At 53.7% G+C, this 14436-nt stretch carries 8 protein-coding genes; 5 read left to right on the forward strand and 3 right to left on the reverse strand.

Features of this window, described 5'->3' with window-relative positions; all coding sequences use genetic code 11:
- Positions 1 to 29: 29 nt before the first annotated feature.
- Both PLIM_RS15450 and PLIM_RS15455 read right to left on the reverse strand, forming a co-directional pair.
- A complete protein-coding gene (locus PLIM_RS15450; protein ID WP_148227136.1) occupies positions 30 to 794 on the reverse strand; it encodes a hypothetical protein in 765 nt (254 codons plus the stop codon).
- Between the two features lie 70 nt (positions 795 to 864).
- On the reverse strand, positions 865 to 1539 hold the full coding sequence (locus tag PLIM_RS15455) for an RNA polymerase sigma factor (RefSeq protein WP_013111260.1): 675 nt from the start codon (positions 1537 to 1539) through the stop codon (positions 865 to 867).
- Between the two features lie 669 nt (positions 1540 to 2208).
- On the opposite strand from PLIM_RS15455, the gene PLIM_RS15460 reads away from it, so the two are divergent.
- A complete protein-coding gene (locus PLIM_RS15460) occupies positions 2209 to 3387 on the forward strand; it encodes an aldose epimerase family protein (protein WP_230849323.1) in 1179 nt (392 codons plus the stop codon).
- 603 nt (positions 3388 to 3990) lie between these two features.
- Here PLIM_RS15460 and PLIM_RS15465 read toward each other — a convergent pair.
- The gene (locus PLIM_RS15465) at positions 3991 to 5508 is read right to left on the reverse strand and encodes an intermediate filament family protein (RefSeq protein ID WP_013111263.1); all 1518 of its coding nucleotides are present in this window, start codon (positions 5506 to 5508) and stop codon (positions 3991 to 3993) included.
- 680 nt (positions 5509 to 6188) lie between these two features.
- Here PLIM_RS15465 and polA point away from each other — a divergent pair.
- From polA to PLIM_RS15485, 4 genes are all read left to right on the forward strand, one after another.
- The gene (gene polA, locus PLIM_RS15470) at positions 6189 to 9218 is read left to right on the forward strand and encodes a DNA polymerase I (RefSeq protein WP_230849324.1); all 3030 of its coding nucleotides are present in this window, start codon (positions 6189 to 6191) and stop codon (positions 9216 to 9218) included.
- Positions 9219 to 9447: 229 nt separating this feature from the next.
- Positions 9448 to 11355, forward strand: coding sequence for a hypothetical protein (locus PLIM_RS15475; protein WP_148227137.1), 1908 nt, complete (start codon positions 9448 to 9450; stop codon positions 11353 to 11355).
- An 89-nt stretch (positions 11356 to 11444) separates the two neighbouring features.
- On the forward strand, positions 11445 to 12536 hold the full coding sequence (locus PLIM_RS15480) for an ABC transporter ATP-binding protein (RefSeq protein WP_148227138.1): 1092 nt from the start codon (positions 11445 to 11447) through the stop codon (positions 12534 to 12536).
- 67 nt (positions 12537 to 12603) lie between these two features.
- On the forward strand, positions 12604 to 14289 hold the full coding sequence (locus PLIM_RS15485; RefSeq protein WP_013111267.1) for a hypothetical protein: 1686 nt from the start codon (positions 12604 to 12606) through the stop codon (positions 14287 to 14289).
- Positions 14290 to 14436: the final 147 nt, after the last annotated feature.

Genomic DNA, 14436 nt, shown 5'->3' on the forward strand with positions numbered 1-14436 from the left:
AGCCGTTATCAATAATCCCAACAAACAGACTATTGGTTTCTTCTCTTAGGTTTCGGTGTAGTTTCCACGTCAGCTTCCTGAGGGAACTCGGGCATGACAGGTGGTGTCGTCCATTGCTGCTCCAGACTCACAGGCACGAGATTTCGGCTTTGAAAATCGCTTGACTGATTCAGAAAGCGTGGATCGTTAAACAGATTTCTCGTTGCCACACGATGCCCCGAAGCATCGCCATCCGGAACGATGAGTGGATTCGTCAGACTGGCCGCAATGAGCACCGAAGCTGCCATGACGGCAATTGTCGGATACCAGCCAGCCGAAGACATTTTGCGACGCGACAGGTGCTCATGACCAGTCCCCTGAGCTGCGGGCATCACTGCTGGCATCATGGCATCAACACCCGATGTCAGCCCGGCGGCCTGCTTCATCTCGGCCCATGACTTAAGCGGAATCGTCTCTTCCGTTCGATCCGGCAGATGTTCCGCCAATAGCTGGAGGGTGACAGGAATCCCATGGCCAGCCACCGGTAATGGCGGCCTGGAATCATCACTGAGAAATCGTTCCCGCTGAGAACTCGAGAGATCACTCAACCGGCACTCTAAGGCCACGGCATGCAAGGCCTGCATCGCGGTGGTCAACTCGGCCTCAAACTTCTGGCACACCGTGCAACTCAGCAAATGCAATCGAGCTGCTGGAGAAACACGCGAAGCTAGAGCCGCCTCCGATTCTGTCGCGACGTCATCACTGGCATCTGCAGCGAGTGCCAGCTCATGTCGAAATTGTTTACAGTCCATCATTCCACCTGAATCAATCGTTGAGCCTGGCTGCCATCAAGCTTTCATGCTGCACAGACGCGGGCAGCGAATGTCACTCCACTTCTGCTTCCGAGGAAGCCGCCGTACCATCATCGGCAAAGCCGGGCAAAGTTGTACCTGCCAAAGTGCTGCGTTTGGCCCACAAGATACTGAATCGCTGCCGGGCCTCAGACAGCCTCCAGCGAATCGTCGCTTCGGTTCTTCCGAGGACAGCGGCAATTTCGGATGTCGAAAAGTTTTCCAGATCTCGCAGAACCAGAACCGTGCGGTACTTTTCTGGAATCTGCTCCAGCACAGTCTGCACTTCCTGCTGCAAATCGAGCTTCACCCGAGGATCGGCCATCTCCGGGTCAGGAGATTTCTCCTGACCAGTCTGGCTGAAGAGCGACCACCAGATGCGGCGTTTTTTCTGCCGCAAATGGTCGAGCGTCAGGTTCACTCCAATCTGGAAGAGCCATGGCCCAAACCGCCGCGAGGGGTCAAACTGAGAGAGCCGCACAAAGGCGCGCAGGAAGGTTTCCTGCGTCAGATCGGCGACAGTTTCGTCGTCCGAAACAAAGCGGCCAATGACCCGCTGTACCCGCCGCTGGTAGCGATGCACCAGTTCGGCGAAAGCGTCCTCGTTGCCACTGCGTGCAGACTCCACCAGTCGAGCTTCACAGCCGCTGGAATCGAAGTCGTCACTCGTGTCTTGCGGAACGTCAATCCGCGGCATGGTTGGGCTCATGGGCATTCCTCTCGTACAGCAAATTACGAAAAGGTTTGCCAGAATGTGGGAAAGAACTGCTCAAGAATTTTCTGTCATGGCAACTTTATCGATCGTTAAACCAGAAAAAAGCCTTAGTTAATCCAGTAGCACGGACATAACTCGCTGCTGGAAAATCACTTAAGCTGAATATCCGGCTCAAAACTTCAAAGCGGCCTGCACCTGTTACCTAAGCCAAGCCCAGTTCCAGTATGATCGCATTTGTCGCGCGAAAGTTCACGCAAAATCTGGCAAATGCTGCCATGAAGAAAGGGTGATGTCAGCCGTTTGAATCGATTTCTGGCGGCCGGGTCATCAGGCCAAAGCGTCAGTTCTACGAAAATTCTTGCGAGGTGTAGAAAGACTGGTGCTTGACGGAACACCAATCGCCACCACACGATAAGCGACGTTTAAGCCATCTGGAAAGGGTTGTTGGATCAACCTCAAGTTCATTTACACTCAGCTTTTCAATCCCACATCTGAAGCACGGTACGCACCCTCGCAGACCTCTCTGGAGATCAACTCATGGATCGACAACACGCGTTTCTTCATTCTCAAGATAGCCACAGTTCTGCCTCATCAGAGGAGAGTCGTCGCATATCGTTTCCAGATAGATTATGGATCACTGGTTTTGGCCTGGGCTGCCTCACATTGACCACACTGCTGGGTTGTCCCGGACAACCTCTGAAAACAACTCCTACCGACCCCACAAAGTCGGCCACATCATCCACCACTGCTGACCCGGCTGAAGCCGCCGCCATGAAAGGCCAACCGATGCTGACTGTGCAATCCGAGCCTTACGGAACAACACCAGAAGGAGCTGCGATTACACAGTACACGCTCCAAAACGAATCCGGAATGAAAGTCTCGCTGATCAATCTGGGGGCCACAGTCACCTCTGTCGAAGTGCCGGATCGTGAAGGCAAACTGGCCAATGTGACGCTGAATTTCCCCGACCTGGATGGCTACCTCAAAAATGGCCCTTACTTTGGAGGAATCTGCGGCCGGTTCGCCAATCGAATCGCCAATGCCCGCTTTACTCTTGAAGGAAACGAATACAACCTCTTCAAGAACAATGGCGAACACACACTTCACGGCGGCAAAACAGGCTTCAACAAACTGGTCTGGAAAGCTGCTCCGTTTGAGACCCCAGGCTCTGCCGGTGTCACCTTTGAGCTGGTAAGCCCCGATGGAGATGAAGGATATCCCGGTCAACTGGCGGTTCGAGTCTCATATGCACTCAACACCAAGAACGAACTTGCCATCAGCTATGAAGCAACCACGGATAAAGCCACCGTTCTGAATCTGACCAATCACTGTTACTGGAATCTGGCTGGTGCCGGGAATGGCACAGTTCTGGGCGAGATCCTCGAATTGAAGTGCGAAAAATACCTCCCCGTCGATGAAGGTGGGATTCCCACGGGAGAACTGGTTGCCGTCAACGGGACAGCGATGGATTTCTCCAAGCCCCACGCCATCGGCGATGCGATCGCCCAGACGGTCAATGGCCACGGTGGATACGACCACTGCTATGTGGTCAATGGGACTCCCGGCGAGTTGCGTCCTGCCGCTAAAGTGATTGACCCTTCTTCAGGCCGAGGGATGGAAATTCTGACAACCGAACCAGGGATTCAGTTCTACACAGGGAATTTCCTCAATGGCACGGCCGAAAACGGGAACGCCGTCCAACATGGTGCCTTCTGCCTCGAAGCGCAGCACTTTCCCGATTCACCGAATCGTCCAGAGTTCCCCACAACGACACTCAAGCCAGGTGAAACCTACAAGCAGACGACCATTCATCGCTTCTTTGTCGAACCTGCGGCCAAGTAGTCAATTGTCAGAGATTACATCTGGATGAGAATCGTGGCCGCTGTGTTCTATACACAGCCTTGCGCCAAAGCTCAGCCCGACAAAAGTGATGACGGGTGGCCCGGCCAACTCGTGCCCAACTCTTTATCTATGGGTTGTCGTGACTTTTCACGACAACAAGAAGCCGGGCCATGCGCATGCCTGCCATCACACTTAACTTGGGTTGAGTAGGCACCCTTTTGGGTGGCACGACCCTGAAGGCTTTGCGGAAGGGCGTGGTCTTTAAGTCCATCCAATTCACATTTAATGACACGCAGGGATGGCAGGCATCGGATGTCATCATCTTCCAATAACCTGGGGGCAAACGAGGACGTTTGACCCCAGCCACCCAATTTCCAGCGACACGCGAGATCAGCGCAACGCAAAAGTTGTGCATAAGTGACAGTTCCGATCCGCAAGCATGGCACACGACGCATAGTTAATGCTTGGAATCAGAACTCGATCCTTTTGCCCGGAGCATGCCATTGATCGAACTTTGAGCAGACCTGAAAAAAAGCACTCCGCCATTCGATGTGAATGCGGAGTGCTTGGGGTCGATCATTCGTTACGAACCATCGGCAGACCTTATGGCTTGCTGCCGAAAGCCCCGCTGGTCTGGCCCGTGGACGTTCGAGGTGGCAGACGACGTTCACCCTGGAAGGCACTTGATGTGTTACCCGTAGATGATCGCTCACCCAAAGGATCTGCCGTCGAAGCACTGGCTGCTCCAGCTTTCAGCGTGTAAGGACGGTCGTCGCCCGGAGTGAAGAGACGTCGTTTTGGCTTGTAGCCCACATAGGCAATGAAGTCACTCAACGACACAATTCGCACACCGTAAGTACGAGCTTCATTACGCATATCCTTGAGATGCTCGGCAATCTTTTCGAAGCGAGCCCGTTCATCGTCAGCACTGGCACTGGCCACATCCGGGATGTCGCCAATCACCAGGAACTTGATTTTCTCAGTGATGGGGCCGCCTGTCCGTTCGCCGTTGTCATCGACTTCCGCAGCGATGGATGCTCCCACAGAAGTCAGCACTTCTCGCAGCAGATCGCGATCATTACGCTTGTCGTTATCGATATCGATCCCGCCGATAAAGGCAAATGCTTCAGGCCGACCAGGACTCCAGAGAGGTGTATAAATCAGATCGCCAGGCGCAATCGGGCGGTAGAGGTCTTCATCGATGATACGAGCTTCGGCAAGATGTGGCCCGACAATACGGGTCACTTCAATCTTGCCCTTCACATCTTCCTTGCCGCGACCGACGCCATAATTGTCTTTGTTGTAGACACTGAATGTGGTGCGAACCTTGAGCAGATCAGTCTCACCCAGGTTGATCCAGACGAGTCGGGTGTTGTTATCCACGCGGGTGATTTTCCCATCGGGAACTTCGAAACTGATCTGCGTCACCTTGTCGACTTCATCAGCCAGATTGCGATTGATGATGTTCAGGTTACGAATCTGATTATCGCGCTTGGTGAGATCGCGGGCCGCCTGATCCTTGACGGTATCCATCTCAACCTGAATCTGGTTGTAATCGTTGCGCAGACGGTTGATCTCGTTGTTCTTGGCGTTGACGGTCTCGGCGACTTCGTCAATTTTGTTGCGCAGTTGAGTCTCAGCCACGAGCCGCTTCTGATCGTTCTGATCGGATCGATCCTGATAAGCCTTCTGCAACGCCAGCAGATCAGCCTGAAGTTTATTCAGGTTCGCTGTAATCTGATCACGATCAGCGGCCGTCGTATCGAGTTCCTGCCGCAATTTTTGCAGAGTGGCCAGGAAAGTGGGCTGAGCGAGTGATCCACCCAGATTCCGCATTTCCTCGCGCATTTTGCCGGCGACAGTCTGCGGATTGTTCGGGTTAGCCGGATCCACCACCTCGGCCAGATCGAGCCCCACCAGTTTCTTCAGCTCAATCAGATCGTTTTCGACCTTTTTGAAAGCCGTATCAGACTGCCTGGCTTTCGTTTCTGCAGCAGCAGTTTTCGCCTGATCTGTCGACCAGTTGCTGTGAAACATGTAGGTCGTCACTCCCAGAATGATGCTGAGCATCACAAAGAAAATGAGCGAACCAACCACTGCAGGGGATTGCTTTTCAGCCATGCTGTTCTCCACCTCGAAATCGACGCCATTCCGTGGCGAATACGCGACTGTTGCTCCCGCAAACAGCAGGCAGACCGGAATCAACCACCTTGAGCGATCACTCGAACAAGAGTTACGCACCCATCGTGACGATTGCCGGAATGTTTTACCTGTTTACACCAGTCTAATAGGCCACCGAGTCGAGTCAAGGCGTTACTGCAAAAACGGTTATAACGATTCTGCAGCCTGGTTAAACGATGAGCACAATCCTGTATTTCCTACTCGTGACTGGCTGCTGCCAAATGACGAACAGGCCGCACTGAATTGTGCAGACTCTCCCCTGCGACTATCGACCACAAACAATCCCTGATTTGGTCTGATTTCTTTGGGACGACCAGCTTTTGATAAACTCTTGCAGAGGCTGTCGGTTGTATCGTCGGCAAGGCATCGAACCGCAACTTTGCTCAAATCATTGGGGCTCTCATCCACGAACCTGCTGTGGGCTGGGCATGGTTGTCACCGCGAAGACAAAAGATCAGTGTATCTGACCTGATCCTGTTTCCCGTGCTCGTGGCCCTGTGTCTGAAATGTCAGGCTCCCTGTGTTGGCATGATGAGTTTTCCTGGCGATCGCTCATGTCGCGAGTCTGCCACAAGCCAACTTTTGATCCTCGAATGATCCTCCTGCCAAAGAACCTCTTCATGCGTCGAGATCCAACTTCCAAAAACCGTACGGCCGATGAAGTGAATCCGCGCGATCTGTTTTCCGATCTTGAACCCGAGCCACAATCTCAGCTCCCACCTGCAATCACTCCTTCGCCCGAAGACTCTCAAACAACCGAGCAATCTCCAGCGGCGATGAATTCTCCAGGCACAGAGAGCACTAAAGACACCGCTGTTCCCACAATACCCAGGGAACGCGCCTGGCTGATCGATGTGTTCGGCGTCATGTTCCAGGTGTTCCATGCCATCCCGCCGATGACCAGCCCTGCTGGTCAGCCAACCAATGCGGTCTTTGGCTTTTGCCGCGATCTCCTGTGGCTCATCGAAAAGCAGAAGCCCACCTGGCTCATCTGCGCCATGGATAGCCCGGGCCCCGGGATTCGCGAATCGTGGTATCCAGAATACAAGGCAAATCGTACCGAGATGCCCGAAGATCTCAGACCACAAATCCCTCTCCTGAAAGAGGTTTTCGAAGCCTTTGGACTCCCCATCATTCAGCAGGATGGCTGGGAAGCTGACGACGTACTCGCTTCGCTGGCTGCACAATTTGCCAGGCATGGAACAGATGTCGCCATTGTCACGAATGATAAAGATGCCCGCCAACTCCTGACGCCGCAAATTCAGATCTATAACCTCAGGAAAATGACCTGGTTCAACGAAGCCTCCTTGCTCGAAGAGTGGGGCATCAGGCCTGATCAGGTAGTGGACTTTCAAGGACTGGTCGGGGATGCCGTCGATAACGTACCCGGTGTGCCGCTGGTCGGGCCCAAAAAGGCAGCGGCTCTCTTGCAGCAGTTTGAGACTTTGGAAGGGGTTCTGGCCCATGCCGATCAGGCCCCGGGTGCCAAGCTGAAAGAAAACCTGAAGAACTTTGCGGAACAAGCCCGGCTCAGCCAGAAACTCGTCCGGCTCAACACAGAACTTCAACTCGATTTTGACCCGGAAGCGGGCCGACACTTCCGTCCCGATGTAGAAAAGCTGCAGGCACTGTTCCGGCGCTTAGGCTTCCGTAAACTGGTCGATGAAGCCGCCAGAGTCCTGGGACAGGTTCCATCCTCCGCAGCGAGCACAACTCAAAATTCGGCGACCACTACACCATCGTTGAATGATGGGAATCCTGCTGAGAATTCACTCTTCTCAGCGCCTGAAAACAACACTGTGGTACCATCCAAGCCTTTACAAAGGCTGGAGCGAACCTGGGAAATGGTGAACACTCCGGAAGGACTCGCAGCGCTCTCCCGGCAATTGCCATTGCTCACGCAAATCTGCATCGATCTGGAAACAACCGGGCTCGACCCTTTGCGAGATGAAATCGTGGGCTGGGCCATTGCCTGGGCAGCCCAGCATGGCCAGCCAGGCAGGGCGGTTTATCTGCCTGTCCTCGGGCCTCCAGGAAGCGTGCTGCTTGACGGAACTGCAGTCGTTCAGACGCTCAAGCCCATTCTCGAAAATCCCCAATGCCAACTGATCAATCAGAATGTGAAGTTTGACCTGCTGGCCATGCGCAAGGTGGGGATTCGACCCGCCACCATCGGGCTGGACACCATGGTGGGTGACTACCTGCTCGATGCGGGAGCGCGTTCGCATAACTTGGAAGTTCTGGGGCAAAAGTATCTCTCTGCCGCCACGATTCCGATCTCGGATCTGCTGGGAAGTGGCAAAAACCAGAAGACCATGAATCAGATCGAGATCGAGCGCGTCGCCGAGTATGCCACCGAAGATGCTGAACTGGTCGTGCGCATGGCACCCATCATTGAATCACAACTCCAGGAGGCTGGACTTTGGAAGCTGTACGATGAAGTTGAAAAGCCGCTGATTCCGGTACTGGCCGATATGGAGTTCAAAGGGATCAAGGTCGATGTCCCTGAACTCGAACGGCAGAGCCAGGAGCTATCGATCACGCTGGCCCGGTTGATGTCCGAAATTCATGAACTGGCGGGCCGGGAGTTCAATATCGATTCCCCTATGCAATTGCGAAAAATCCTCTTTGAAGAACTAAAGCTGCCAGTTCAAAAGAAAACCAAGACTGGCCCCAGTACCGATCAGGAAGTGCTCGAACTTCTGGCACCCTTGCATCCTTTGCCTGCGAAAATTACCGAGCACAGGCATCTGACCAAGCTCAAAGGGACATACCTCGATGCACTGCCACTCCTGGTTCATCCGCAGTCGGGGCGTATTCATACCTCGTTCAATCAGGTGGTGGCTGCGACCGGCCGGTTAAGTTCCAGCGATCCGAATCTGCAGAATATCCCTATTCGGACTCCAGAAGGGAGCCGCATTCGCAGGGCCTTTGTTTCGTGCGACCCGGAGTGGCGACTTGTCTGTGCCGATTACTCGCAGATCGAACTACGCATGCTGGCCCATTTCAGCCAGGATCCGGCACTGGTTTCCGCTTTTGAACACGGTGAGGACATCCATCGCCTCGTGGCGGCTCAAGTGCATCAGGTGGCCCTGGAAGATGTCACCAGTGACATGCGCCGCATTGCGAAAGCGGTGAATTTCGGCGTGATGTACGGCCAGAGCCCTTATGGTCTCAGTGCCGCACTCGGGATTAGCCGAGAAGCCGCCACGACTTTTATCGATGAGTATTTTACGAGGTATGCAGGTGTCACGACCTTTATGGAAAACGTGCTCGATGAATGCCTCGCAACTGGCTATGCACGGACAATCCTTGGTCGCCGCCGGCCCATTGAGGGAGTACGCGGCCCCCGTGAACGCAATCGAAATCGAAACATGGCCGAACGCACGGGGATCAACACGGTAATTCAAGGGTCAGCTGCTGATCTGATCAAAATGGCGATGATTCGAGTTCATCATCGGCTCGAACGCGAGAATCATCCGGGGCAACTTCTGTTACAGATTCATGATGAACTCGTTCTCGAAGCTCCTGCTCATCTGGCAGAAGAGTTGGGTGCCCTCGTCAGTGAAGAAATGACAAAGGCCTTACCTTTGGATGTCCCACTGGAAGTGGATGTGGCCATTGGTACCAACTGGCTCGACGCTCAATAAACATTTACTGAAATCTTTAAGGGACAGCTTCCTTCCGGCATTCATCAACAAATTCAATCGGAATTCTCGACAAAACCTTTCGATAGAGTGTCTCATCGAGTAGCGTGTTCAGCATGGTGATCGCTCGAACTTCTTCGAGAGTTCCCGTGTCGAACACCTGCCCGTCGAACTTGCTACCAAGTCGTGATTTGAAGATCTGTTGACGATCAAGCGAGATACGAAAGGCTTCATGAACCAGCCGATCCTTCGACCAGTTCGTTTGTTTCCTTTGCGGGCAGCTTCGATGATTCGTCGCTGCTGGGCATGGATCGGGCCATCTTTCGCCAACAGCCAGCAGCTCCTCAATAAAGCTCTGGTCATTGCCACCTGTGTGCTGGCTGCGCAATCGGCGTACGCTATTGACCTCGAATCTTCCAAATGGGGGCTCAGCGGAAATGTCGCCAAGCGGCAATTCAACCTGCTTTCGCTGGTGCTGCGTAATAACAGTCCTGAGGCGTACGATGGCTATGTACGCGTGAGAAAGTACATCGGCCCCTCTCCTGTCGATGTCTCTTATGTCGAGCCGGTGTTTCTCAGCCCGTATTCCGAGAGAATCGTGCAGTTGTATGTCTATGCAGGTGAATGGAACGAGACCTGGCAACTGACAATTGCCGATCAGCCAGGTTCGATCACACTTCCATCACCAGCCCCTGCTCCTCCCGGTGTGGTGCATCTGGTTGGCAACCCGGCCTTAAGCCAGACACTGAATGGAATTCCTAAGGTGGCCGACACCTATTTTCCGGTCTCGACCGCCGGTCTGAACGATGTCTCCCATATCCTGCTGGATCATCAACCCAACTGGGAAGAAGCACGAGCCCGGACACTGCTCGACTGGATTGCATTAGGTGGAGAACTGCATCTCATTCCCGGCAGTTCGGGTTCGTTACCCACATTGACTGGCCCTCTAGCTGTCCTCAATGCGCCGCTTGACAGCCAGCGGATTCAGGCTGGCAAGGTGGTGAAGCATCAGAACAGTTTTACGAAACTCAATACCGAACAGATTTTCGCGCAGATTGGCCGCAAGAACCCGACTCCCGATAACCCCAATAACTATTACAACACCATCGACTACGAAGGCGGTGAATACTACAACCGCGGTTTCTTCAGTACGCTCAAAGAGATCAGCGAGCCCAAGCATTTATGGCCTCTGATTCATCTGCTGTCGTTGGCATACATTGCTCTCGTCTTTCCCGGCGCCTGGCTGCTCGGGCTGAAGTGGAAGAGTTACCAGATCACCTTTGCCGTCACGCTGGGGGCTGTGGTGATTTTTGGCGGGCTCTTTCAATTTCTGGGGCAGCGCGGTTATGGCGAAAAAACCCAGATCAACAGCGTGGCGATCTTAAGACCCGTCGCTGATAACGCCTGGGCTGTCGAAGGCTGGGGCAGTATGTTCGTGACCTCCAGCGGTCAAAGATCAATTCGCCATCAGGGAACCGGTTTATCGTATGCCACCTGCCAGTCTCAGGAAGCTGTCCAGGGAGTTGTTCGCAGCGGTACCGATGGTTCGATGAATGTAAACTTTCCGCCTTATTCTCACCGTGAGTTTTCTTACCGGCAGAGAATTCTTCAGCCAGTTCCTCAAGTGCAATGGCTCCAGCTCAATGTGAATCAGGACGTGTCGCCACCCGAATTGGTTTCGGGTGACTTGCTTGTCAGTGGGAAATTTCCCACGACACCCGGCAGTGCCTTTCTCGTGTGTGGCAAAGAGGTGAGGTCACTCTTTCCAGTGAATGCTCCCACCAATGAAAAAGCTGATGCGAACACCTCCGCAGGTTCCCAGGTGTGGAATGTCCGTGAAAAACGGGGAGAACTCTCCGCGTTTCTCGGCGGCGACTATGGCACGCCCTTTCCCTTTGCGAGTCAATCATCCCGAAAAATGGATCGGGAACAGATCCTCGAGAAACTCAAGCCATTGCTGACCGTCCGAGCGGCCAACATCTCTGAAAAATCATCGGACGGGATGATGGCTCTCCCCGCAGGTAAAGCTTACGCGATCTTCTTCGCTGACCCGCCACCCGAACTGGAACTGAAATCCAGCGATGGAATCCTCCAGCGAGGCTGGGCGGCTTACGTGCTGCCAGTTCCGCTGGAGCGATAGATTTTCCAAGCGACGGACCCGCACAGAATACGACAACACTTTTAGCCCCATCCATGACGTTTTGAATCCATACGTCACCGAGGAAATTTATGAATCACATGTCGGATGATGAAACTCAGGCGGTCCCTCCTGATCAAGTCCAGCAGCCGACTCCACTGGACAATGAAGACTTTGAAAAAGCGGCGTCTTCTCCCGCTGGTGCTGCTGAAGAGGCGTCAGATCAGATTGCCTGGGCCGATCCCAACCATGCGATCTCGCTGCATAACGTCACGCATCGTTATCAGGGAAAGAAGGCTCTGGATCGCGTCTCATTTGTCGTTGAAAAAGGAGCGCTGCATGGGTTCGTCGGGCCCAATGGAGCGGGTAAGACCACTTCGCTGAAACTGGTCTGCACGTTATTGCAGCCACAAGCCGGGCGCGTGCGCGTCTTTGGCGAAGATGTCGTCGATAACATTCGTAAAGTCCGCACGATGATCGGCTTCATGCCCGATCACTTCAGTACCTACCGGCAGATGACTGTCAACGAATATCTCGATTTCTTTGCAGCGGCCTATGGGTTGCCACCAGCCCGCCGCATCGAAGTGATCGAGCAGGTGCTGTCGCTGGTGGATATGAACCATCGCCAGAACGATCTGATCAGCGGGCTTTCGCGAGGCATGCAGCAACGCGTGGGGTTGGCGCGAGTGCTGGTCAATGATCCGGAACTTTTACTGCTCGATGAACCAGCTTCAGGGCTGGATCCGCGAGCACGTATTGAGTTGATGGATATTTTGAGAGCCCTGCGGAGCATGGGCAAAACAATCTTCATCAGCTCGCATATTCTTTCGGAACTGGCCGAACTGTGTGATGCCGTCACGATCATCGACCGGGGAGAAATTCGCTTCTCAGGCCGCATTGGTGATCTGCTGACCAATCCCCAGAATCGCCACACGTTGCGATTCGAGTTTGCTCCTGGTTCACCCGAAATGCGAGAAGCTCTGGCTCAGATCGAAGGGGTTGTTTCGGCGGAAAAATCGGGCGAAGGGGCCGGCTATCGCGTCGAGTTTGATCCTGCCCGGCTCGATGCCAATCAACTCGTCGTGCGCGTCGCTTCTCTGGGTGTCCCGCTGGTCAGCTTCAGTGAAGATCGGCGACAACTCAACGAAGCCTTCATGGATCTGACAACGGCTGGTGTTCGTTAACGATATCTGTTGGAAGTGATTGAAATCATTTCGCCTTGTTCGATAGACCTGGGGAGTCGAATCACAGATGTATCACGGGATTGCTGCACTCCTGGGTCGTTCGATGAAACTCGACGCCCGGCAACTGCCACCAAATCTTTTTCGACTGGGATTTGTACTGGCTCTGTACGGTGCATTACTGATTGCACAGCTCGAAGCAGGGAGCTTCGGTGCTCCCGGGCTGAGGTTCTTTCAGAATATCGCCTGGTTGAATTTTCTGGTGATTCTCTTCTCGGGAGTGACTTACTTCTCGACAGCCATTACTGAAGAGAAAGAAGAGGCCACTCTGGGCCTCTTGCGCATGGCCGGGATCAGTCCGATTGGAATTCTGCTGGGCAAATCGACCAGCCGACTGATCAGCGCTCTGATTCTGTTGACGATTCAAGTTCCCTTTACACTCTTGGCAATCACGCTGGGTGGGGCAACTCTCGACCAGATTCTGGCGGCGTATGTGGCTCTAGGTGCCTTTATTATCTTTCTCGCCAATGCGGGCCTGTTTTCTTCGGTCATCTGTGCTCGTGGTGGAACAGCCGCTGCTCTGACCTGCTTCTGGGTTGGTCTCTACTTCATCATGCCCTGGTTCGCTTTTTACATTTCGTCAGAGATTCGAACTGCCGGTGGCCCGACAACAACCATCTCGAACTGGGTAGTCGCCACCAGCGATCTGCTGCAACAGACTTCCGTGGCGAGTGAACTCAGCCAGATTGTCTCTTCGGGCTATGGCGATCTGAGTGATGTTCTCCCTGTGGATGAGGATGGGCAACCGATTTCCTCCTGGTCATGGGCCGTCTGGCAGATTCGCTTCAAAATGCTGGCCACAACACAGGTCATTTCGAACATTATTGGTGGTTTACTCTTCTTTGCGATTTCGTGGATTCTCTTTGACCGGCTGACACGTTACGAACGTCCCGGCTTTGTCGCCGAACGCAATTTGTTCATGCCGATAAAAATCGGTCGTGCTCAGCGGTCTCCTCTGGGGCAGGCCTGGCAGAACCCGCTCATCTGGAAAGACTTTTACTTTGTGGCGGGCGGGCCACGATGGCTCTTTTTTCGACAGTTGCTCATCTGGATTGTGGTGATTGTCCTTTATTTCTGGATGTCATTTGCCGGTGCTTTCGGGAGTGGCAGTTACTTCGAACTCGACCAGTTGTTCGCGATCGCGCTGACGATTTTCATTCTTGTCCTGATTATCGAAGCCTCGATTTACAGCTCTCGCATCTTCCAAACCGAATTGCAGAACCAGACACTTTCGGCATTGCTGATGCTCCCCTGCTCCGTCGCCTACCTGGGTTATTCGAAAGCAGTGGGTTGCCTGCTGGGACTGGTTCCCACGTTCATCTCGATTTTCTTCGCCTGGGTGGGAATTCTCGCATCCTCGGCGTACGTCGATCGCACACTCGAATCGACATTTGAAGTCCTTGGTCAGCCGATAGTCTGGTGTGGAGTCACGTTGGTGGTGATCTTCCTGAATCTTGTCACCACGATTTCGCTCTTCCTCAAATGGGGGGCTCTCCCGTTGAGTTTTGTCATCGTCTTCTTTGGCAGCAGTTGCTGTCCTCTGACATATATTCTCATGGCCTTTGCCGGTGCCGCCAACGACCCGCTGGGTGCTGCGGCAGGGATTCTGATCAACATCATGGCCATGGCGCTGATCAGCCTGGTCTTCCATGCCGTCATCGCTTCGCGTCTGCAGGCCCTGGGCAGCAAACTTTAATCTCTCCGTGTGCCATGCTTTGTGTGCTGTGTGCCATGCTTGCGGCTCTGCGCAAGCATGTTCAACAACTTTTCGCCCGCCATTTCCAATTGTGATTCCTCCCAGAACTGTTCGAACCAGGTACTTCGATCTTCTTTCGGCTATACT

Source organism: Planctopirus limnophila DSM 3776 (assembly GCF_000092105.1).
GTDB lineage: Bacteria > Planctomycetota > Planctomycetia > Planctomycetales > Planctomycetaceae > Planctopirus > Planctopirus limnophila.